A 22,370-nucleotide genomic window follows, 5' to 3' on the forward strand; every position below is an offset into this window, starting at 1 on the left:
CCGTCAGATTTCCAGGTTGTCGATCAGGCGCGTCGCGCCGAGTTTCGCGGCCGCGAGCACGACGAGCGGCTCGCCGGCTTCGAGTTCGGCGGCGCTCGGCGCGATCAGGTTCGCGCGGCGGCGGATCGAGATGTAGTCGGGTGCCCAGCCGCGCTCGGCCAGGTGCGTGCGCGCGGTCTGCTCGAGCTTGCCGAGGTCGCGTTCGCCGCCGAGCACGCTGTCGCGCACGCGCTGCAGCGTCTTCGCGAGTTCGGGCGCTTCCTTGCGCTCGTCGGTCGTCAGGTAGCGGTTGCGCGACGACAGCGCGAGGCCGTCCTCGTCGCGCACGGTCTCGGCCGCGATGATCTCGACCGGCAGCGCGAGCTGCTGGCACATCCGGCGCACGATCATCAGCTGCTGGTAATCCTTCTTGCCGAACACCGCGACGCGCGGCTGCACGCAGGACATCAGCTTCGCGACGACCGTGCACACGCCGGTGAAGAAGCCCGGGCGGAACTCGCCCTCGAGGATCCCGCCGAGGTCGTCGGGCGGCAGCACGCGGTACTCCTGCGGCTCCGGATACATGTCGCGCTCGGTCGGCGCGAACAGCACGTAGACGTTTTCCTTCTGCAGCTTCTCGATGTCGTCCTGGAGCGTGCGCGGATATTTGTCGAAATCCTCGTTCGGGCCGAACTGCAGCCGGTTGACGAAGATGCTCGCCACGACCGGGTCGCCGTGCTGGCGCGCGAGGCGCATCAACGACAGGTGACCTTCGTGCAGGTTGCCCATCGTCGGCACGAACGCCGTGCGGTTCTGGCCGCGCAACTGGTCGCGCAGTTCCTGGATCGAGCTGATGACTTTCATGATCGGGTAGCGGGTTCCTCGCGCAGGCGCGCGTTGGCGCCGCAACAGCGGCGTCGGGGTCGAAGCGGAGAACGCCGGCGCGCGGGCGGCGCATCGGGCGTCGGCGGATTGTAGAGGATTTGGCCGCCGGACGCATCGAAAAAAGTACGATCGTTCACTTTTTAGCCGGGCGCACCGCGAGCGAGCCGCGCGGGCGGGCCCGGCGGCGGGATGCGGTGTGTTTCGGTGTGCGGGGGTGATGCGGGCGCGGCGGCGCGCGTTACGCGGGCAGGTACGCGAGGCGCACGTAGATCGGCGCGAATGGTTCGGCCTGCGTGATCTCGACGAGCGATTCGCGCGCGAGTTCGAGCATCGCGATGAAGTTCACGACGACGACCGGCACGCCGCGCGACGTGTCGAACAGGTCGGCGAACTCCATGAAGCGTGCGTTCTGCAGCCGTCGCAGGATCAGGCTCATGTGTTCGCGCACCGACAGCTCCTCGCGGGAGATCTTGTGGTGCTGGACGAGCTTCGCGCGCTTGAGCACGTCGGCCCACGCGGCGCGCAGGTCGTCCGAATCGACGTCCGGGAAGCGCGGCGTGATGCTCTGCTCGATGTAGACCTCGGCGCGCAGGAAGTCGCGGCCGAGCTGCGGCAGCTGGTCGAGGCGTTGCGCGGCGAGCTTCATCTGCTCGTATTCGAGCAGGCGGCGCACGAGTTCCGCGCGCGGATCCTCGGCTTCCTCGCCGGTATCGGCCTTCTTGACCGGCAGCAGCATCCGCGACTTGATCTCGATCAGCATCGCGGCCATCAGCAGGTATTCGGCCGCCAGCTCGAGGTTCGACGTGCGGATCTGGTCGACGTAGCCCAGATATTGCGCAGTGACCTGCGCCATCGGGATGTCGAGCACGTTGAAGTTCTGCTTGCGGATCAGGTACAGCAGCAAGTCGAGCGGGCCTTCGAACGTCTCGAGGAACACCTCGAGCGCATCGGGCGGGATGTAGAGATCCTGCGGCAGCTTGAAGAGCGGCTCGCCGTACAGGCGTGCGAACGCCGCGACACCGTCGACCGTGTCGGGCGTCGAATCGGCGCCCGCGGGCGCGGCGATCGCGTCGTCCTGCCGAGCGGCGCTGGCCTCGTCGGCGGCGCTCACGTCGTCAGAAGTTCTGGTAGTAGACGTAGGACGTTTGCTTCACGCGCGATTCCTGCTGCTCGGCGCGCTCGTCGAGGTCGATCGGCTGCTTGTCCCACAGCAGCGAGCGGCCCTTGCGCTGCTCTTCTTCGAGCGTCGGCTTCTGTTGCTTGAGCTGGTTCAGGAATTGCGTGACGTCGGACTGATACGGCATGGCTTGGCTTTCCGTTTCGGGCGGCGCACGATGCGCCGGGTTCGCGATGGCGGGATTTTACCGCATAGCGGGGAACAGCCGGCGGCAATCGCGCGTCGAATCCGCTGGCGCGACACCCGCGGCGCGTCCGGCAGCCCCGCGCGCGTCGCGTTGCGTCCAGGCGTCAAAGCGGCGCCCGTGCGGGCATCGCCACCGCCCTGTGGTCAAATACGGGGTTTTCCGCAAAATCACCAACCGAGGACGAGGTCATATTTGGCGGGTCAGGTGAACCAGCAGGCACATACGGCGCATGAGGCGAGCCCGCGCGCGGCGCGTCACCACGGTCGTCGCGCGCGGCGCGGCGCCGGCGCGGCGGCCCGGGCGGCCCTCGCGGGCTGCCTCGCCGCGTGCTTCGTGCTGCCGGCGTATGCGAAGTACGACGTCGAGATCGACTCGCCGCGCGCGATCCGCAAGCTCCTCGAGGCCCATCTCGACATCGCGCGCTTCGCCAAGCGCGACGACATCAGCGACGACCAGTTCGACTTCCTCGTGACCGCCACGCCGCAACAGGTGCGCGACCTGACCGCGACGGCCGGCTATTTCTCGCCGGTCGTGCGCACGGACGTGCGCACGCGCGACGGCAAGCGCGACGTGCGCGTCGCGGTCGATCCGGGGCCGCAGACCGTCGTGTCGACGGTCGACCTGGCGTTCAAGGGCCCGGTCGAGACCGAGGATCCGAAGCAGGAGGCTGCGACCCGCTTCGCGTTCTCGCTGAAGCCGGGCGACCCGTTCACGCAGTCCGACTGGGACGGCGCGAAGGGCGCGGCGCTCAAGCAACTGCAGTCGCGCCGCTATCTCGGCGCGAAGATCGCGTCGTCGGAAGCGCGCGTCGATCCGCGCACGCAGCGCGCGACGCTGGCCGTCACGTTCGACAGCGGTCCGACTTTTACGATCGGCAAGGTCGACGTCGACGGCGTGCGCCGCTATCCGGAAAAAATCGTCACGAACGTCAATCCGCTGTCGGAAGGCGAGATCTACGACGTGCAGCGGATCACCGAGCTGCAGCGGCAGCTGCAGAACACGCCGTACTACGCGAGCGTCGCGATCGACGTCGGCGACGATACGGCGAAGCCCGAGCGCACGCCCGTGCACGTGAAGGTCAGCGAGTTTCCGTACAACAACATTCGCGGCGGCGTCGGCTACGCGACCGATACGGGCCCGCATGTGCAGGGCTCCTACACGTATCTCGACACGTTCGGCGCCGCGTGGCCGCTCACCGTGTCGGGCCGGCTCGACCAGATCCAGCAGTATGGTCAGGTCCAGCTGTCGATGCCGCCCGGCGAAAAAGGCTGGACCAACAGCGTGCTCGCGTCGTACACGAACACCAACGTGTCGGACACGCGGATCTACAGCGCGCGGATCGGCGCGCAGCGCACCCGCACCGGTCAGTTCATCGACTACGCGTATTCGCTGATGTTCTACCAGGACCGGCTCGACCAGAACGGCGCCGGCCCGACCACCAGCCGCGCGCTGGTGCCGCAGTGGGCATGGACGCGCCGCAACGTCGACGATCCACTGTTCCCGCGCTCGGGCAACCTGATCCACGCGGAGGCCGGCTTCGCGATTAAGGGCGTGTTGACGGACCAGACCTTCATCCGCGGCTACGCGCGCGGCCAGCAGTACGTGCCGATCGGCAAGCGCGACCTGTTCGTGTTCCGCGCGGAGCTCGGCGGCGTGTTCACGAGCGGCAGCTCGGCCGGTGTGCCGGCGTCGCTGCTGTTTCGCGCGGGCGGCTCGAATTCGGTGCGCGGCTACGGCTACCAGAGCATCGGCAACAGCGTCGACGGCTCGGTGCTGCCGACCAAGTACCTGATGACGGGCACCGCCGAATACCAGCACTGGTTCAACCGCGACTGGGGCGCCGCGACCTTCTTCGACATCGGCACCGCGACCGATGCGTGGGGCGAGAAGGTGTTCTACCCGGGCGTCGGCATCGGCGCGCGCTGGCGCAGCCCCGTCGGCCCGATCAACGTCGACGTCGCTTACGGACTGCGCAACCACAGCGTGCGCCCGTACCTGACGCTCGGCATCGCTTTCTGACCTTGTTGCACGAGCCACGACGAATCGCATGACGAAGGATCCGAACGACACGCCGCCGCCTCACGATCCGGACTCGCCCGAGCGCGCGCCCGACGCGCCGCCGCGCGCGCCGCGCCGCGTGCGTGCGGGCCGGATCGTCGCGTGGACGCTCGTGACGGTCGTGCTGCTCGCCGTGCTGGCGGCCGGGCTCGTGCTGGCCGCGGCGACGACCGAGCGCGGCACGCGGCTCGCGTGGCAGACGGCCGTGCGCGTGCTGGGCGGTCGGCTGGCGGGCACGCTGGAAGGCGGCGCGCTCGCGACGGGCGTGCGGTTGCGCGGCTTCGCGTGGACGAGCCCCGGCAGCGCCGGCACCGAAGTGCGGATCGACCGGCTCGACGGCCGCTGGGCGCTGACCCGCGCGCCGTGGCGGCTGTCCGTCGACTATCTTCGCGCGGGCACGATCGACGTGCGGATCGCGCCTGGGCCATCGACGCCGAGCACGACGCCGCAGGACTTGAGCCTGCCGCTGCAGTTGCGGATCGACGATCTGCGCGTCGATCACCTGGCGATTCACGAAGGCGGGTCGACGACGCAGCTCGACCATCTCGCGCTGAACGGCCGCAGCGACGGCCGCCACCATGAACTTGCGCTCGACGGCGTCGACACGCCGTATGGCGCGCTGACCGCGCGCGCGAAGCTCGACGGCGTGAAGCCGTTCGCGCTGACGGGCAACGCGACTTACGTGGGCAAGCTCGCGAACGAACCGGTCAACGCGAGCGCGAACGTATCGGGGTCGCTCGAAGCGCTCGTCGCCGACGTCGCCGCGAGCGGGATGAAGCTGAACGGGCGCGCGCACGTCGAGGCCGCGCCGTTCGGCGCGGTGCCGCTCACGCGCGCGTCGCTCGCGTTCGATCACGTGAACCCGCAGGCGCTCGCGCCGGGCGCGCCGGCCGCCGATCTCGCGGTACGCGCGGAGCTGGCGCCCGTGACCGCGCCGGCCGGCGCCGCACAGGCGAAGGGCTTTGCGGTGACCGGCCCAGTGTCGATCGTGAACGCGAAGCCCGGCACGCTCGGCGAGCACCTGCTGCCCGTCGTCGACGCACATGCGACCGTCAATCTCGACGCGCACGCGCAGCGGATCGACGGCCTCGCGCTGAAACTGATCCGCGACGGCAGCGTGACCGGCAACGGCGCGCTGACCGGCGGCAAGGGCCGCTTCGACCTGAAGGTCGCGAACCTCGACCTCAATGCATTCGTCGCCGAGTTGCGGCCGATGCGCCTCGGCGGCCCGCTCGGCGTGACGCTCGCAGGCGACGTGACGACCGTCGACTTCAACCTGAACGATCCGAAGCTCGCGCTCGGCGCGCGCGCGAAGGTCGCGCTGACGCAGCAGCAGACGGTGCTGACCGATGCGCGCGTGACGGCGGGCAAGGGACGTATCGACCTGACCGGCGTGTTCCGTCACGACGCGCATTCGAGCTACGACGCGAAGGCGACGCTGACCGCGTTCGATCCGCTGCTGCTCGCCGCGATGCGCGCGCCGGGCGCGGGCGGCGGCAAACCGGCCGCCAAAGCGGCGAAGGCGACCGCGAAGGCGCCGGCCAGGCGCGGCGAGACGCGCGTATCGGGCACGCTGACGGCCTCCGGCGCGTTCGCGCCGCAGGTGTCGACGAAGGCGACCTTCAAGCTCGGCGACAGCCTCTACGACGGCGTGCCGCTGACCGGCGCGGGCGTCGTGCAGCTCGTCGGCGCGCGGATCCTGCCGAGCAACGCGACCCTGTCGATCGCGGGCAACCACGTCGATCTGCGCGGCAGTTTCGGCGCGCCGGGCGACCGGCTGCGCTTCGTCGTCGACGCGCCGGAGCTCGACCGGCTCGGCTTCGGCGTGCAGGGGCTCGTGCAGGCGCAGGGCGAGCTGACCGGCAGCTTCGCGCATCCGAACGTGACGGGCACCTACAAGGCCCAGCACGTCGTGGTCGGCTCGAACCGGATCGGTGCCGCGCAGGGGCGCGCCGACATCCGCGACGGCGCGCACGGTGCGCTCGTGTTCACGGCCGATGCGACCGACCTCGCGCTCGGCTCGCTGCAATTGAAATCGCTGCGCGCGAACCTCGACGGCACGCGCGCGAAGCACACGCTCGACGCGTCGGCGATGGGGACCGCCGGCGGCCGCGTGATCGACCTGACGCTCGCGGCGAACGGCGGCGTGGTCGAGAATCGCGACGGGATGCGCTGGGACGGCACCGTCACGCGCCTCGCGAACCGCGGCACGCCGTCGGTGGCGCTGCAGGCGCCGCTTGCCGTGTCGGCCGGCGCCGGCCGCGTGACGCTCGGCGCGACGCGACTCACGCTCGAAGGCGCGGCGATCGACCTGAAGTCGTTCGTGTTCGATCACGGGCAGATGCGCTCGGCAGGCGCCGTGCGCGGCGCGTCGGTCGCGCGCTTCCTCGAGATCCGCCAGGAGCTGACGGGGCAGCGGCCGCCGGTGCGCACCGACGTCGTGCTCGATGCCGACTGGGATTTCTCGCTCGGCGCGAACGCGACGGGCTACGTGCAGGTGAAGCGGCGCGGCGGCGACGTGACGATCGAGACCGGGCGCGGCATCGCGTCGCTCGGGCTGACCGACCTGTCGGCGCGCGCGAGCTTTGCACCGGGCAACCGGCTCAACGTGGTGGCGCTCGCGAAGGCGAACCGGGTCGGCACGCTCGACGCGAACGTCACCGTGCCGTTCGCGCTGCGCGACGGCGTGTTCGGCGTCGTCGACGACGGCCCGCTGGCGGGCCGCATCGACGCCGACATCCCGTCGCTGAAGTCGACCGGCAACCTGTTCGGGCCGAGCTACCTGCTCGGCGGGCGCGCGGCGCTGAAGCTGACGATCGCGGGCACGCCGGTGAAGCCGAACGTGTCGGGCATGCTGACGGGCGACGATCTGTCCGCGACGCTCGTCGACCAGGGCGTGCAGCTGAAGGACGGCATCGTGCGCGTGAAGCTCGCGGAGAACCTCGTCGAATTCCAGCAGGTCGAGTTCCACGGCGGCGACGGCACGCTGCGCGCGATCGGCCGCGTGCGTCTCGACGGCGAGGCGCCGGACCTGACCGCGAGCATCGTCGCGGACAAGCTCGAGCTGTTCGCGGCGCCGGACCGCAAGCTGTCGCTGTCGGGCAAGGCGACCGTCGCGAACGACGGGCCGCGCGGCGCGCTGTCGATCGACGGCAAGTTCGTCGTCGACCGTGCGTTGTTCGACCTGCCGGAAGACGCGGCGCCGCACTTGTCCGACGATGTCGTCGTGGTGCGGCCGGACGGGACGGTGCGCGGCGAGACGCCGACCGGCACGGCGGTCGCGAAGCCGCAGAAGGTCGAGGACAAGCCGGCGCCGTCGCTCGCGCCGCGCGCGAACATCGACATCGGCCTCGGCAACAACTTCCGCTTCAAGGGGCACGGCGCGGATCTCGGGCTGCGCGGCACGATCACCGTGATGAGCGCGCCGGGCGTGCCGCTGCGCGCGGTCGGCAACGTGCGCGTGACGGAAGGGTCGACGTATACGTCGTTCGGCCGCAAGCTCGCGGTCGAGAACGGCTTCTTCACGTTCAACGGCCCCGTGTCGAATCCGGGTGTGAACATCCTCGCGATGCGGCGCAACCAGGAGGTCGAGGCCGGGGTGCAGGTCGTCGGCACGATTCAGTCGCCGACGGTCAAGCTCGTGTCCGAGCCGAACGTCACGGACAACGAAAAGCTGTCGTGGCTGCTGTTCGGGCACGGCACCGACCAGGGCAACAACGTCGGCCAGCAGAACGCGATGACCGCGGCGCTCGGGCTGCTTGGCAGCGCGACCGGCAGGCGCGTCGCGCAGAGCATCGGTCTCGACGAGTTCTCGATTGGCCGCAGCGACGTCGGCCTCACCGATGCACAGGTCGTGCAGATCTCGAAGGCGATCAACGAGCGCTTCGTGCTCGGTTACGAGCAAGGGCTGCAATCGGCGAGCAACGCGTTCAAAGTGACGATCAACCTGACGCGCTTCTGGTCGGTGTCCGCGTATGGCGGCACGTTCCAGGGTGTCGACCTGAACTACACGCGGCGCTTCGATCGCTGGTTCGGCCAGCGGTGACGATGCCGCGCGCCGGCTCGCATCGCCGTCGCGCGGTCCCCGTTGCGAACATAAAAAAGCCCCGCACGCATCGGTGCGGGGCTTTCTCGTGCAAGCGGCCGTGCGTGCGGCTTACTTCACGCGCATGCCGGGCTTCGCGCCGCTGTGCGGCTCGAGGATGTAGAGACCCGGCTCGGCCTTCTCGTCGGCAGCCGACGCGGCGAGCACCATCCCTTCGGACAGCCCGAACTTCATCTTGCGCGGCGCGAGGTTCGCGACCATCACCGTCAGCTTGCCGACGAGCTGCTCGGGCTGGTACGCGGACTTGATGCCCGAGAACACGTTGCGGGTCTTTTCCTCGCCGATGTCGAGCGTGAGCTGCAGCAGCTTGTCCGAGCCTTCGACGGCCTGGCACGCGACGATCTTCGCGATACGCAGGTCGATCTTCGCAAAATCGTCGATCGAGATCGGACCGTCGTCGGCGCCGTTCGCGGCGGCCGCCTTCGCGTTCGCCTTGGCGTTCTTGCCTTCCTTCGCGGCGTTGGCCGTGGCCGCGGCAGCGGCGCCGGAGGCCTCCGCCTGCAGCGAATCGCGGTTCGCGGCGAGCAGCGCGTCGATCTGCTTCGGATCGACCCGCGTCATCAGGTGCTGGTACGCCTTGATCGGCTGCGTGGACGACAGCGGCTTCGCGGCGTCGGCCCACGTGAGCGGCGCGATCCCGAAAAAGGCCTCGACGGCTTCGGCCACGCGCGGCATCACCGGCTTCAGCGCGAGCGACAGCAGGCGGAACGCCTCGAGGCTCACGCTGCAGGTTTCGTGGAGGGCGACCGCATTGGCCGGATCCTTCGCGAGTTCCCACGGCTTCGCGCCGTCGACGTATGCGTTCACTTCGTCGGCGAGTTCCATCGTCTGGCGCAGCGCGCGGCTGTATTCGCGTGCTTCGTAGTGCGCGGCGATCGCGGGAATCGCATCGCGCAGCTTCGCGACGAGCGGATGGTTCATCGCGCTGTCCTGCACGCGGCCGTCGAAGCGCTTCAGCAGGAAGCCGGCCGCGCGGCTCGCGATGTTGACGTACTTGCCGACGAGATCGCTGTTCACGCGCGCCTGGAAGTCGTCGAGGTTCAGGTCGATGTCTTCCATCGTCGCGTTCAGCTTCGCGGCGAAGTAGTAGCGCAGCCATTCCGGATTCAGGCCGGTGTCGATGTAGCTCTGCGCGGTGATGAACGTGCCGCGCGACTTCGACATCTTCGCGCCGTCGACCGTCAGGAAGCCGTGCGCGAACACGTTGGTCGGCGTGCGATGGCCCGAGAACTCGAGCATCGCCGGCCAGAACAGCGTGTGGAAATACAGGATGTCCTTGCCGATGAAGTGGTACTGCTCGGCGGTCGAGCCCGACCGGATCCACGCGTCGAAGTCGATGCCCTTGCGGTCGCACAGGTTCTTGAAGCTCGCGTAATAACCGACCGGCGCATCGAGCCACACGTAGAAGTACTTGCCGGGCGCGCCCGGGATCTCGAAGCCGAAGTACGGCGCGTCGCGCGAGATGTCCCAGTCGGCGAGGCGGGCTTCGCCGGCGTCGCCGAGCCATTCGCGCATCTTGTTGGTGGCTTCGGGCTGCGCGAGGCCGCTGACCCATTCGCGCAGGAACGACTCGCAGCGCGGGTCCGACAGGCGGAAGAAGTAGTGCGTCGACGTCTTGCGCACCGGCGTCGCACCGGACACGACCGAATACGGATTAAGCAGTTCGGTCGGCAGGTAGGTCGAACCGCATACTTCGCAGTTGTCGCCGTACTGGTCCTTCGCGTGGCACTTCGGGCATTCGCCCTTGATGAAGCGGTCCGGCAGGAACATTTCCTTGACCGGGTCGTACGCCTGCTCGATCTCGCGCTCGGCGATCAGGTCGTTGTCCTTCAGCGCGAGATAGATCTTCTCGCTCAGCACGCGGTTCTCGTCCGAGTCGGTCGAGTAGAAGTTGTCGAACGACACGCCGAAGCTGTCGAAATCGCGCTTGTGCTCGGTCCACACGCGGTCGATCAGCTGCTTCGGCGTGAGGCCTTCCTTCTCCGCGCGCAGCATGACCGGCGTGCCGTGCGTGTCGTCGGCGCCGATGTAGTAGACCTCATGGCCGTGCATTCGCAGCGTCCGCACCCAGATGTCGGTCTGGATGTACTCGACCAGATGGCCGATATGAATCTGGCCGTTGGCATAGGGCAGTGCGGACGTAACGAGGATCTGGCGGCTGCCTTGCGGCGCCGCGGCCTGCACGGAAGTGAGGTCGGATGCGGACATAGGGTCTGTAGAAGAACGGCGGGAAACGACGGAAACTGCGATTCTAGCAGGGGCGCGGGCAGGTCAGCCGGCGCGGGCGCCATGGATCGGGCGCCGGAGGGGGCGGGGCCGCCGTGGCGGCGTGCCCGGCGGCGCGATGCTGCGGCGCAGCACGCAAATTCCGGGCAAAAAAAACCGGGGCGGATACGGCCCCGGAGCAACAACGACAAGAGGAGAATGGTGACGCGCCGGCTGCGCCAGCCGCGTACCGTAAAGACAGACCGCGGGCCGAGACAGAAGTTCGAAATTTTTTTCGATTTGTTACGGGCCCCGTGGGAAGCCTTGTGTGGCGGGGGCGCGCGCCCCCGTTTCCTCCTCTCGCGGCGATGCTTACTGCTGTGCTGCGCGCAGGTAGATCTCGACGCGGCGGTTTTGCGCACGGCCGGCTTCGGTCGCGTTGTCCGCGATCGGGTTCGACGGGCCCATGCCCTGTGCCGACAGGCGGCCGCCGGCGACGCCGCGCTGCACCAGCGCGTTCACGACGCTCTGCGCACGGTTCTGCGACAGCGTCTGGTTCAGCTGTGCCGAGCCCGTGCTGTCCGTGTAGCCGACGATCGATGCCGTCACTTGCGGGTTCTGGTTCAGCGTCGTCGCCAGGTCGTTCAGCAGCGGCGTGAAGGCCGGCGTGATCGCGTACTGGTTCGTCGCGAACGTCACCGAGCTCGGCACGTTCAGCTTCAGCGAGCCGTCCGGCTGCTCGGTCACCTGCGTGCCCGTCTTGGCTGCCGACGGCGCGAGCTTGTTCTTGATCGCTTGCCAGTTGTAACCCGTCACGCCGCCGACCAGTGCGCCGACGCCCGCGCCGATCGCCGCGCCCTTGCCGCCGCCGGCCAGCGCGCCGATGCCCGCGCCCAGCGCCGCACCCGTGCCGGTGCCGACGGCCGTATTGTTGCCTTGCTGCGTGGCGCAGCCTGCCAGCAGCGCGCCGGCGAGTGCGAAGACGGACAGGCGAGTCGCGATTTTCATGTTCATCTTGGATTCCTCTCTTGGTTGAACGAGTCGACAACGACAAACAACAGTTACGGCTCCCTGCACGGACGCCCGAAAAAGGAAGGGCAGGCCCGTGCTCGCGGCAGCCGCCGAGGCGGCTGCATGCCCTGTTCGCCAGCGGGGCTGTTCCGGACAGGGCGACGCATCAGCCTCTACAATATAGGCGGTGGGCGGCCGATTTGGCCCCATAGCATGCCGCACGCGAAGATTGCTCCGACGCGCGCGTTCGCGCAATGGCGTGCAACAGATTCTTTCACTTTTCCCGATTTTCGCAGCGTTATTTGATATTTTTTGACGTTCGCGCGAGAGAAAAACGTTTTCACGGAGTTTCGATGAGCATTGACCGGGCACAAGTCGACGCCGCATTGGCGGCTGTCGTCGACCCCAATACCGGCCGTCCGTACGCGGCGAACAAGGGCGTGCGCAACGTCGCGATCGACGGCGACGCCGTGGCGGTCGACGTGGTGCTCGGCTATCCCGCGCGCAGCCAGCACGACGACGTGCGCGCGCGCATTGAAGACGCGCTGAAGGCCGTGCCGGGCGTGCGCGACGCACGCGTCGCCGTGTCGCAGGAGATCGTCGCGCACACGGTGCAGCGCGGCGTGAAGCTGCTGCCGAACGTGAAGAACATCGTCGCGGTCGCATCGGGCAAGGGCGGCGTCGGCAAGAGCACGACGGCCGTGAACCTCGCGCTCGCGCTCGCCGCGGAAGGCGCGTCGGTCGGCATTCTCGACGCCGATATCTACGGTCCGTCGCTGCCGACCATGCTCGGCATTCACGGCCAGCGCCCCGAGTCGCCGGACAACCAGTCGATGAATCCGCTGGTCGGCCATGGGCTGCAGGCGAACTCGATCGGCTTCCTGATCGAGGAAGACAACCCGATGGTGTGGCGCGGCCCGATGGCGACGTCGGCGCTCGAGCAGCTGCTGCGGCAGACCAACTGGCGCGAGCTCGACTACCTGATCGTCGACATGCCGCCGGGCACGGGCGACATCCAGCTCACGCTCGCGCAGCGCGTGCCGGTGACGGGCGCCGTGATCGTGACGACGCCGCAGGACATTGCGCTGCTCGACGCGAAGAAGGGCCTGAAGATGTTCGAGAAGGTCGGGATTCCGATCCTCGGCATCGTCGAGAACATGAGCATCCACATCTGCTCGAACTGCGGCCACGAAGAGCACATCTTCGGCGCGGGCGGCGCCGAGCGGATGGCCAAGGATTACGGCGTGAACGTGCTCGGCAGCCTGCCGCTCGACATCGCGATCCGCGAGCGCGCCGACGGCGGCACGCCGACGGTCGCGGCCGAGCCGGACGGCGCGCTGGCGCGGCGCTACCGCGACATCGCGCGCGGGGTCGCGCTGGCGATCGCCGAGCGCGCGCGCGACATGACGTCGAAGTTCCCGTCGATCGTTGTTCAAAATACGTAAAACCCTTGCGGGGCGGGGCCTCACGCTGTTTACGGCGCCGCGAGGCGCGGTATCATGGCGACTTTTCCCGGGTCCCTTTACCCGCCCGGCATGGCCGCCGTATCGAACGGCCGCCAGCCGGCATGAGGATCGAATGAACCAACGACATCACGGCGTGTACGCCGGCCGCGCGCGGCGCGCGCTGCTGGCCGCCGCCGCGCTGGGCCTGCTGGCCGGCTGTACCTCTTTTTCCTCGTCGCACGAGAAGCGCGCCGACGCGCAACTGCAGCCGACCGTCGGCTCGCAGACACGCGGCGCGGTGACGTTCGTCGAACGCCCGGACGGCGTCCAGGTCACGTACAACCTGGCCGGCCTGCCGCCGAACAGCGATCACGCGCTGCAGGTGCACGAGCGCGGCGACTGCAACGCGGGCGACGGCTCGAGCGCCGGCCAGGTATTCGCGCCGGCCGCCGACCGGTTGCGCGCGGGCGCGCGCGTCGCCGGCGATCTCGGCAACATCCATGCGGATGCGAACGGCGTCGCGGCCGGTTTCATCGTTGCGCCCGATCTGGCCCTCGACGGCGTGCGCTCCGCGCTGAATCGCGCGGCGCTGGTGCACCGCGAACCGAGCGACCCGGCGTTTCCGCAGCATGCAGCGGGCCCCGCGCTCGCTTGCGGCGTGATCCGTTGACGGCCGCCGCGTGCGCGCGCCGATGATCGCGTAAAATGTCCGCCTTCCCCGGCCGCCGCCTTGAACCGGCGGCCGTCGTTTACCGTCACGCAGCGTTTCCTGGCGCCCCGTTATGAGCATCAAGTCCGACAAGTGGATTCGGCGCATGGCCGAAGAACACAAGATGATCGAGCCGTTCGTGCCCGATCAGGTTCGCGCGTCCGAGGACGGTCGCAGGATCGTCAGCTACGGCACGTCGAGCTACGGCTACGACATCCGCTGCGCGGACGAATTCAAGATCTTCACGAACATCAACTCGACGATCGTCGATCCGAAGAACTTCGACGAGGGTTCGTTTGTCGATTTCAAGGGCGACGTGTGCATCATCCCGCCGAACTCGTTCGCGCTGGCCCGCACCGTCGAATATTTCCGCATCCCGCGCACCGTGCTCACCGTCTGCCTCGGCAAGTCGACGTACGCGCGCTGCGGGATCATCGTCAACGTGACGCCGTTCGAACCCGAGTGGGAAGGCTACGTCACGCTGGAATTCTCGAATACCACGCCGCTGCCCGCGAAGATCTACGCGAACGAAGGTGTCGCGCAGGTGCTGTTCTTCGAAAGCGACGAAGTGTGCGACGTGTCGTACGCCGATCGCGGCGGCAAGTATCAGGGTCAGCGCGGTGTCACGCTGCCGAAAACCTGATCTGGTTGCATAACGTCTCACCAGTTTCCGGGTGACCGCTGCGCGTGACGCGCCGCGGTCGTTCTTTTTGGAGAATCGCCCATGAAGTTTCGTTTCCCCGTCGTCATCATCGACGAAGATTTCCGCTCCGAGAACATCTCGGGCTCCGGCATCCGGGCGTTGGCCGAAGCGATCGAGAAGGAGGGCGTCGAAGTCCTCGGCCTCACGAGCTACGGCGATCTGACGTCGTTCGCGCAGCAGTCGAGCCGCGCGTCGTGCTTCATCCTGTCGATCGACGACGACGAACTCATGCTCGGCGAAACGGGCCCGGACGGCGAGCTGCCCGAACTCGCGACCGCGATCATCGAGCTGCGCGCGTTCGTCACCGAAGTGCGCCGCCGCAACGCGGACATCCCGATCTTCCTGTACGGCGAAACGCGCACGTCGCGCCACTTGCCGAACGACATCCTGCGCGAACTGCACGGCTTCATCCACATGTTCGAGGACACGCCGGAGTTCGTCGCGCGCCACATCATCCGCGAGGCGAAGGTCTATCTCGACTCGCTCGCGCCGCCATTCTTCAAGGAGCTGGTGAAGTACGCGGACGAAGGCTCGTACTCGTGGCACTGCCCGGGCCACTCGGGCGGCGTCGCGTTCCTGAAGAACCCGCTCGGCCAGATGTTCCACCAGTTCTTCGGCGAGAACATGCTGCGCGCCGACGTCTGCAACGCGGTCGACGAACTCGGCCAGCTGCTCGATCACACGGGCCCGGTCGCGGCGTCCGAGCGCAACGCGGCGCGCATCTTCAGCGCGGACCACCTGTTCTTCGTGACCAACGGCACGTCGACGTCGAACAAGATCGTCTGGCATGCGACGGTGGCGCCGGGCGACATCGTGCTGGTCGACCGCAACTGCCACAAGTCGATCCTGCACGCGATCACGATGACGGGCGCGATTCCGGTGTTCCTCACGCCGACGCGCAATCACTTCGGCATCATCGGGCCGATCCCGCGCGATGAATTCAAGCCGGAGAACATCCGCAAGAAGATCGAGGCGAACCCGTTCGCGCGCGAGGCGCTGCGCGAGAACCCGGACATGAAGCCGCGGATCCTGACGATCACGCAGAGCACGTACGACGGCGTCGTCTACAACGTCGAGATGATCAAGGACCTGCTCGGCGACCTGCTCGACACGCTGCACTTCGACGAAGCGTGGCTGCCGCATGCGACCTTCCACGATTTCTACCGCGACATGCACGCGATCGGCGACGGCCGTCCGCGCACGGGCGCGCTCGTGTTCGCGACGCACTCGACGCACAAGCTGCTCGCGGGCATCTCGCAGGCGTCGCAGATCGTCGTGCAGGATTCGGAGAACCGCACGTTCGACAAGCACCGCTTCAACGAGGCGTACCTGATGCACACGTCGACGAGCCCGCAGTACGCGATCATCGCGTCGTGCGACGTCGCGGCCGCGATGATGGAGCCGCCGGGCGGCACCGCGCTCGTCGAGGAATCGATCGCCGAGGCGATCGACTTCCGCCGCGCGATGCGCAAGGTCGACGCCGAATACGGCGACGACTGGTTCTTCAGCGTGTGGGGTCCGGACGACCTGTCGGAAGAAGGCATCGGCTCGCGCGAGGACTGGATGCTGAAGCCGAACGACCACTGGCACGGCTTCGGCCCGCTGGCGGAAGGCTTCAACATGCTCGACCCGATCAAGGCGACGATCATCACGCCGGGGCTCGACGTCGACGGCGAGTTCGGCGAGACGGGCATTCCGGCCGCGATCGTCACGAAGTACCTGGCCGAGCACGGGATCATCGTCGAGAAGACGGGCCTGTACTCGTTCTTCATCATGTTCACGATCGGCATCACGAAGGGCCGCTGGAACTCGATGGTCACCGAGCTGCAGCAGTTCAAGGACGACTACGACAACAACCAGCCGCTGTGGCGCGTGCTGCCGGAATTCGTCGCGCAGCATCCGCGCTACGAGCGCGTCGGCCTGCGCGACCTGTGCACGCAGATCCACGACGTGTACCGCGCGAACGACATCGCGCGCCTGACGACGGAGATGTACCTGTCGGACATGGAACCGGCGATGAAGCCGTCGGACGCGTTCGCGAAGCTCGCGCACCGCAAGATCGACCGCGTGCCGCTCGACGAGCTCGAAGGCCGCGTGACGAGCATCCTGCTCACGCCGTACCCGCCGGGCATCCCGCTGCTGATTCCGGGCGAGCGCTTCAACAAGACGATCGTGAACTACCTGCGGTTCGCGCGCGACTTCAACGAGCGCTTCCCGGGCTTCCACACCGACATCCACGGCCTCGTCGCGGAAGAGGTGAACGGCCGCGTCGAGTACTTCGTCGATTGCGTGCGCGACTGATGGCGGCGCAGGGACGAATCCGGACGATGCGTGCGGCGCTGGCCGCGCTCGTCGTCTGGGCAGGCTGGTCGGCAGGGCCGGCGGGGCTGAACGCCGCGCATGCGGAAGTGGCGGCGGCCGACCCGATCGACGTCGCGATGCGGCAGTGTCTCGCGCGGCGCGACCGGTCGTCGACGGCCGGCCAGATCCAGTGCATGGGCGAAGCGCAGCAGCAGTGGCAGGCGGTGATGGACGGTGCGTACCAGCGCCTGTCGAACGACGCGCCGGCCGACGCGAAGCGCGGCTGGCAGGACAGCCAGCGCCGCTGGGTCACGTGGCGCAAGGATGAAGTTCATCTGCTGAAGGCCGTGTACGACACGACGCGCGGCACCGCGTACGCGATGTCGAGCGCCGACATGCAGTTGCAGCCCGTGCGCGATCGCGCATTGGCGTTGCGCGCGGCGGCCGACCGCTATGCGCCGCCTGCCGCCGTGCCGGTGGCGGCCACGAGCGGTGCGCAAGGCGACACCCGGGGCGGTGCGGGCACTGCCGCGGCAGCTACCGGCAAGCCGGCGAACGCGCCGCGCGAACCGGCCATTCGCCGCGTGCGGCCGTGCGTGCAGGATGCCGCGTGCGAGCACGCGCTGTTCGATTTGAACCGGTATTACCAGAAGCTGCGTCGCAAGATGCCCGCGCATTCGGCCGCGACGCTCGTGCGCGCTCAGCGCGCGTGGGTCGCGTTCAGCGATGCGACGGCGCCGCTCGTCGGCGAGGACGGACGCGTCGACCTGATCGGCGCGCGCATCGCGACGATGAAGCGTCTGTCGGAAACGGCCGGCAACGACTGACGATCGCCGCGACGCCGGTCATTCGGCGCGGAAACGGAAAACGGGCACCCGAGGGTGCCCGTTTTGCATGTGGCATGCCGCGCGCGGCGTCTACGCGGGCTGCTGCGTGTCCAGACGGCCGAACCACGACGGCACGAGCGCGACCGCATCGTCGAGCGACGCGAGCACGTGCAGGCTCAGCGCGACGATCTCGGGCGTCGGCGCCTTCAGGTCGGGCACGGTGACGACCGATGCGCCCGCGCCGGCGGCCGATTGCGCACCGAAGTCGCTGTCCTCGAACGCGACGCACGCGTGCGCCGGCACGCCGAGGCGTTCGGCCGCGAGCCGGTACACGGCGGGGTCGGGCTTGCCGCGCGCGACTTCGTCGCCGCCCGCGATCGCGCGGAAGAACGGCAGCACGCCGACCGCATCGAGCCGCGCACGGATCACGTCGCGCGCGGACGACGATGCGACCGCGCACGGAATGCCGGCCTGCGCGAGCGTCTCGAGCAGCGCCAGTGCGCCCGACTTCAGCGGAAATTTCGGATGAGGTTCGGGCGCGGCGAGCCGTTCGCGCACGAGGGTGCGCACGACGTCGAACGTGTCGGTGTCGCCGATCAGCCTCGCGAGAATGACCTGGCCCTCGGCGAACGAGCGGCCGACGATCTGCAGGTAGTCGATCTCGGTCAGCACGACGCCGTGTGCGGTCGACACGTCGATCCACGTGTTCATGATGGTCCGCTCCGAATCGACGAGCAGGCCGTCCATGTCGAAGAGCGCGGCGGAGAAGGTCATCGGCGATATCCGGGAAGCGGGAAGGGCGTCGGGCGGCGCGGCGGCCGCCCGAGCGAAAGACCGACGCCGAAGGCGCCGGTCCGTGCCGGCTGGCTTACTTGCCGAGCGCGGCGCGAGCGGCCTTGACCGCCGCACGCACTTGATCGGGCGCGGTGCCGCCCGGGTGGTTGCGGCTTGCGACCGAACCTTCGAGCGTCAGGTAGCCGAACACGTCGTCGCCGATCAGGTGCGCGACGTTCGGCAGTTCCTGCTTCATTTCGTCGAGCGTCAGGTCGGCGAGGTCGATCCCGCGATCGTCGCAGATCCGCACCGCGTGCGCGACGGCTTCGTGCGCATCGCGGAACGGCAGCCCGCGCTTCACGAGATAGTCGGCGAGGTCGGTCGCGGTCGAGAAGCCCTGCAGCGCGGCCGCGCGCATCGCGTCCGGCTTCACCGTGATGCCGGCGACCATTTCGGCGAAGATCCGCAGCGTGTCGGCGACGGTGTCGACCGTGTCGAACAGCGGTTCCTTGTCTTCCTGGTTGTCCTTGTTGTACGCGAGCGGCTGGCCCTTCATCAGCGTGAGGAGCGCCATCAGGTGGCCGTTCACGCGGCCCGTCTTGCCGCGCGCGAGCTCGGGCACGTCCGGGTTCTTCTTCTGCGGCATGATCGAGCTGCCGGTGCAGAAGCGGTCGGCGATGTCGATGAAGCCGACGCGCGGGCTCATCCACAGCACGAGTTCTTCGGAGAAACGCGACACGTGCGTCATCACGAGCGCGGATGCCGCCGTGAATTCGATCGCGAAGTCGCGATCCGACACCGCGTCGAGCGAGTTCGCGCAGATGCCGTCGAAGCCGAGCGTCTTCGCCACGGCGTGACGGTCGATCGGATAGCTGGTGCCGGCGAGCGCGGCCGCACCGAGCGGCAGGCGGTTCACGCGGGTGCGGCAGTCGCGCATGCGCTCGGCGTCGCGCGTGAACATCTCGACGTACGCGAGCAGGTGGTGGCCGAACGTCACCGGCTGCGCGACCTGCAGGTGCGTGAAGCCCGGCATGATCGTGTCCGCGTTCTGTTCGGCGAGGTCGATCAGCGCGCCGCGCAGGTCGTTCAGGAGGCCGCCGATGCGGTCGATCTCGCCGCGCAGCCACAGACGGATGTCGGTCGCGACCTGGTCGTTGCGCGAGCGGCCCGTGTGCAGGCGCTTGCCGGCGTCGCCGATCAGCGCGGTCAGGCGCGCCTCGATGTTCAGGTGGACGTCCTCGAGATCCAGCTGCCATTCGAATTCGCCGCGCTCGATCTCGCCCTTGATTTGCGTCATCCCGCGTTCGATGGCGGCGAGGTCGTCGGCGCTGATGATCTTCTGCGCCGCGAGCATGCTCGCGTGCGCGAGCGAGCCGGCGATGTCGACGAGCGCGAGGCGCTTGTCGAAAAACACCGACGACGTGTAGCGCTTGACCAGCTCCGACATCGGTTCCGAGAAGCGGGCCGACCAGGCCTCGCCCTTTTTGTGCAGTTGGGACGTCATGGCGATTCTTCGAAGGGGAGTTGGGCGGCGTGCGCCGCCGAGGGAATCCCGCAATTCTAGCATTCGCGGGGCTGGCGGCCGGCGCGCGCGTCGGCCGTGAAAGGGCGCGGATTACCGGGGGCCGCAGGTCAGCGGTCCGATGCGCGGCAGCGTGCCGTCGTCCGGGCGCCGGTACGCGAATTCGACGGCGCAGTCGCGGCCGCCGCCCGAGATTTCGAGATGATTGTTCGCGCCGAGGCCGTCGACGAAGGTCAGGCCGTCGTAGCCGACGATCGTGCGCTGGCCGCTTTCGACGTGGCGAACCTCGAGCCCGGGCGGCAGCGGGGTGCCGTCCGGCGCGCGCAGCGCGATCGACGCGGCGCTGTAGCGCGTCACCGCGAAGTGCGCGAGCACCCCGGAACGCGCCTGCGGCACGACGTCGAGCGTCGTGTCGGCGATCCGCGCGTCGGCGGGCAGCGCGGTGCCGTCGATCGCGACGCGATTGCTCTGGTACGCATTCAGGTCGGGCACGAGCAGGTAGCCGGCCCGGTCCGTCTCGCCGATCAGCCGGTTCTGGTGCAGCACGGGGACGCGCCCGGTGTCGGTCGAGACGAGCGCGAAACCGTCGTCGACGCGGCGCGCGGTCATCAGCCGGCCGTCCATCAGCACGAACGCACCCGTGACGTCGACCGACGCGTTGCCGCGCCCGTCGAACGATTGCGCGAGCAGCGTGACCTGGCCGGCGCGGCCGAGATACTGCAACTGCCCCTGCGCGTAGCGGATACCCGCGTTGGCGCCCGCCTGCACGTTCCAGCCGACGCCGCCGCCGTAATCGGGCGGCTTCGTCGCGTTCAGCGTGTAGGTCGAGTCGCCGTTCTGCCGGCCGGCGTTCGCCGAGACGGACGTGTTGCCGCCGAGCCCGATGCTCAGGCTCACGAAGAAGCCGCGTGCGTCGCGCTGCCGGAAATCCTGGAAGCCGCTGAACGTGATCGAGCTCAGCCCGCCGAGATTGACCAGGTACGCGATCGAGCCGATCCGCGACGGGGCGACGCCCGGATACTTGAGGCCGAGATAGCTGAACGACAGCGTCTGCGCGCGCAGGAACGGGAACGAGACTGTCACGCGGTCGGTGGCGCGCGAGACCGGCACGCCTTCGCGGCTGCCGAGGTCGCCGTAGTCGCCGAAGGCGCGCAGCGTCTGCGCATCGATCGAGAAGCGCGGCGTCACGTACTGGTAGCCGACGCCGGCCTGCACGCCCGCGCGGCCCGGCGCGCTGAGCGCCAGCGATGCGTTCGCCACGCCACGCTCGCCGAGGCGCGCGAGCGCGCCGGCGCCCGCGTTGTAGACGCCGGCCGTCGCTTCCGCATGCGCCTCGACGGTCAGCCGCTCGCTGATGCCGTAGCGCAGCGAGCCGCTCGCCGCCGGCGTGCGCGCATAGTCGAACGAATCATTGCCATACGCGCGGCGCAGGAACCCGGCTTCCGCCGAATAGCTGGCGAGGCCGGGCGCGAGCAGGCGCGTGTCGACGTACAGCGGAATGGTCGTCGCGATCGAGCGGCCGAGCGCGTCGCGCGTGACGACCGTCGCGTTGCCCGCGCCGGTGATTCCGGGCACGCTGTTGATCACGAACGGCCCGCTCGGCACGTCGCCGCTGAACTGGCGCACGTTGTTCACGTACAGGTCGACGGAGGTCGGCACGACCGCGCTGCCGGACAGCGCCGGCACCGGAAACGTGACGAGGTCGGGGCGCAGGCCGAAGTTGCTGCGCCACTGCACGCCGCCGAGGCGCAGCGAGCGGGTCCATGACAAGGACGACGAAATCGTGTCGCCGATCTGGGTCGTCGTGAGCGTGCCGGGATTCGAGTGGCTCCACGACGTGTCGTAGCGCACGTAGCGCCGGCGGTCGTCGTACAGGTACGCGATGCCGGTGCTGCTGAACACGCCGGCCGGATCGAAATAGCGCGCCTCGCTCCAGACCGCGAGCGGGGCGTGGGCGATGGTCTGCGCGTAGGCGTCGTAGTTCAGCACGAAGCCGCGGCCGGAGGTGGCGGGCGGCGCGGCCGCGAGTGCGCGCGTATCGAACGTGTGCGGGATGCGCAGCGCATCGGACACGCGCAGGTCGAGCGTCTGCCGGCCCGCGTCGTAGTCGTAGCGCAGCCCCGCGAGCGTATCGAGTGCGACGAGCGTGTTCGACGGCACGGTCGCCCGGTCGCCGGTCGCGATGCCCAGGTCGTTCAGGTCGGCGGACGCAGCGTACAGCCGGCCGTCGATTCGCTGGAAGCGCGCGATGCGGTGCGTCGGTTCACCGTTGAGCGACACGTCGAGAAACAGTGTGTCGGGTGCAGGCGCGGCTGCGGCTGCCGCCTGCGTCGGCACCGGCGCCGGCTGCGCGCGGACGGCGCATGCATGCAGTGCCAGCGCCGCCGCGAGTGCCAGCACCGCGGCGGCGGGCCGGGCGTATCGGGCGGGGCAGGCAGCCCGGAGGGCCGTGCTCGTTGTCGGAACGGGCAACGTCGTGCGA

15 protein-coding genes are annotated in these 22,370 nt (G+C 68.7%); 7 read left to right on the forward strand and 8 right to left on the reverse strand.

Features of this window, described 5'->3' with window-relative positions:
* Nucleotides 1-3: 3 nt before the first annotated feature.
* From panC to WS45_RS23535, 3 genes are all read right to left on the reverse strand, one after another.
* Nucleotides 4-843: a pantoate--beta-alanine ligase gene (gene panC, locus WS45_RS23525; protein WP_059528301.1), complete on the reverse strand. Its 840-nt coding sequence runs from the start codon at nt 841-843 to the stop codon at nt 4-6.
* A 259-nt stretch (nt 844-1,102) separates the two neighbouring features.
* On the reverse strand, nt 1,103-1,975 hold the full coding sequence (locus tag WS45_RS23530) for a segregation and condensation protein A (RefSeq protein WP_059527573.1): 873 nt from the start codon (nt 1,973-1,975) through the stop codon (nt 1,103-1,105).
* Nucleotides 1,976-1,979: 4 nt separating this feature from the next.
* A complete protein-coding gene (locus tag WS45_RS23535) occupies nt 1,980-2,168 on the reverse strand; it encodes a DUF3460 family protein (RefSeq protein WP_044849219.1) in 189 nt (62 codons plus the stop codon).
* 252 nt (nt 2,169-2,420) lie between these two features.
* On the opposite strand from WS45_RS23535, the gene WS45_RS23540 reads away from it, so the two are divergent.
* Together WS45_RS23540 and WS45_RS23545 are read left to right on the forward strand one after the other, a co-directional pair.
* Complete coding sequence (locus tag WS45_RS23540; RefSeq protein ID WP_059701907.1) at nt 2,421-4,247, forward strand: autotransporter assembly complex protein TamA; 1,827 nt, start codon at nt 2,421-2,423, stop codon at nt 4,245-4,247.
* A 28-nt stretch (nt 4,248-4,275) separates the two neighbouring features.
* Nucleotides 4,276-8,331 carry a translocation/assembly module TamB domain-containing protein gene (locus tag WS45_RS23545; protein ID WP_059701909.1) on the forward strand — a complete coding sequence of 1,352 codons (4,056 nt, stop codon included), beginning with the start codon at nt 4,276-4,278 and terminating at the stop codon, nt 8,329-8,331.
* A 111-nt stretch (nt 8,332-8,442) separates the two neighbouring features.
* Here WS45_RS23545 and metG read toward each other — a convergent pair whose 3' ends face one another.
* On the reverse strand, nt 8,443-10,599 hold the full coding sequence (metG, locus tag WS45_RS23550; RefSeq protein ID WP_059701911.1) for a methionine--tRNA ligase: 2,157 nt from the start codon (nt 10,597-10,599) through the stop codon (nt 8,443-8,445).
* 369 nt (nt 10,600-10,968) lie between these two features.
* Nucleotides 10,969-11,610, reverse strand: a complete 642-nt coding sequence (locus WS45_RS23555; RefSeq protein ID WP_059527561.1) for an OmpA family protein — start codon at nt 11,608-11,610, stop codon at nt 10,969-10,971.
* Nucleotides 11,611-11,960: 350 nt separating this feature from the next.
* On the opposite strand from WS45_RS23555, the gene apbC reads away from it, so the two are divergent.
* The 5 genes from apbC to WS45_RS23580 all read left to right on the forward strand — a co-directional run bounded on the left by apbC (nt 11,961) and on the right by WS45_RS23580 (nt 17,592).
* Nucleotides 11,961-13,052 carry an iron-sulfur cluster carrier protein ApbC gene (apbC, locus tag WS45_RS23560; RefSeq protein ID WP_059527558.1) on the forward strand — a complete coding sequence of 364 codons (1,092 nt, stop codon included), beginning with the start codon at nt 11,961-11,963 and terminating at the stop codon, nt 13,050-13,052.
* Nucleotides 13,053-13,185: 133 nt separating this feature from the next.
* Entirely contained in the window at nt 13,186-13,722 is a 537-nt protein-coding gene (sodC, locus tag WS45_RS23565) for a superoxide dismutase [Cu-Zn] (RefSeq protein WP_059527554.1), read from the forward strand.
* A 112-nt stretch (nt 13,723-13,834) separates the two neighbouring features.
* Nucleotides 13,835-14,404 (forward strand): dCTP deaminase, encoded by a 570-nt coding sequence (gene dcd / locus WS45_RS23570; protein ID WP_006398615.1) that lies wholly within the window; start codon nt 13,835-13,837, stop codon nt 14,402-14,404.
* 81 nt (nt 14,405-14,485) lie between these two features.
* Nucleotides 14,486-16,765, forward strand: coding sequence for an arginine/lysine/ornithine decarboxylase (locus tag WS45_RS23575; protein ID WP_059527551.1), 2,280 nt, complete (start codon nt 14,486-14,488; stop codon nt 16,763-16,765).
* The gene (locus WS45_RS23580) at nt 16,765-17,592 is read left to right on the forward strand and encodes a lysozyme inhibitor LprI family protein (protein ID WP_059701913.1); all 828 of its coding nucleotides are present in this window, start codon (nt 16,765-16,767) and stop codon (nt 17,590-17,592) included. Before WS45_RS23575 ends, WS45_RS23580 begins: the two co-directional genes overlap by 1 nt.
* Nucleotides 17,593-17,682: 90 nt before the next feature.
* On the opposite strand, the gene WS45_RS23585 is transcribed toward WS45_RS23580, so the two are convergent.
* The 3 genes from WS45_RS23585 to WS45_RS23595 form a co-directional block, all read right to left on the reverse strand.
* On the reverse strand, nt 17,683-18,366 hold the full coding sequence (locus tag WS45_RS23585; RefSeq protein WP_059701915.1) for an HAD family hydrolase: 684 nt from the start codon (nt 18,364-18,366) through the stop codon (nt 17,683-17,685).
* A gap of 94 nt (nt 18,367-18,460) precedes the next feature.
* Complete coding sequence (gene argH / locus WS45_RS23590; RefSeq protein ID WP_059701917.1) at nt 18,461-19,870, reverse strand: argininosuccinate lyase; 1,410 nt, start codon at nt 19,868-19,870, stop codon at nt 18,461-18,463.
* 111 nt (nt 19,871-19,981) lie between these two features.
* Nucleotides 19,982-22,360, reverse strand: a complete 2,379-nt coding sequence (locus WS45_RS23595; protein ID WP_082722003.1) for a fimbria/pilus outer membrane usher protein — start codon at nt 22,358-22,360, stop codon at nt 19,982-19,984.
* Between the last annotated feature and the right edge of the window lie 10 nt (nt 22,361-22,370).

This window comes from Burkholderia sp. RF2-non_BP3 (genome assembly GCF_001522185.1).
Classification (GTDB): Bacteria; Pseudomonadota; Gammaproteobacteria; order Burkholderiales; family Burkholderiaceae; genus Burkholderia; species Burkholderia diffusa.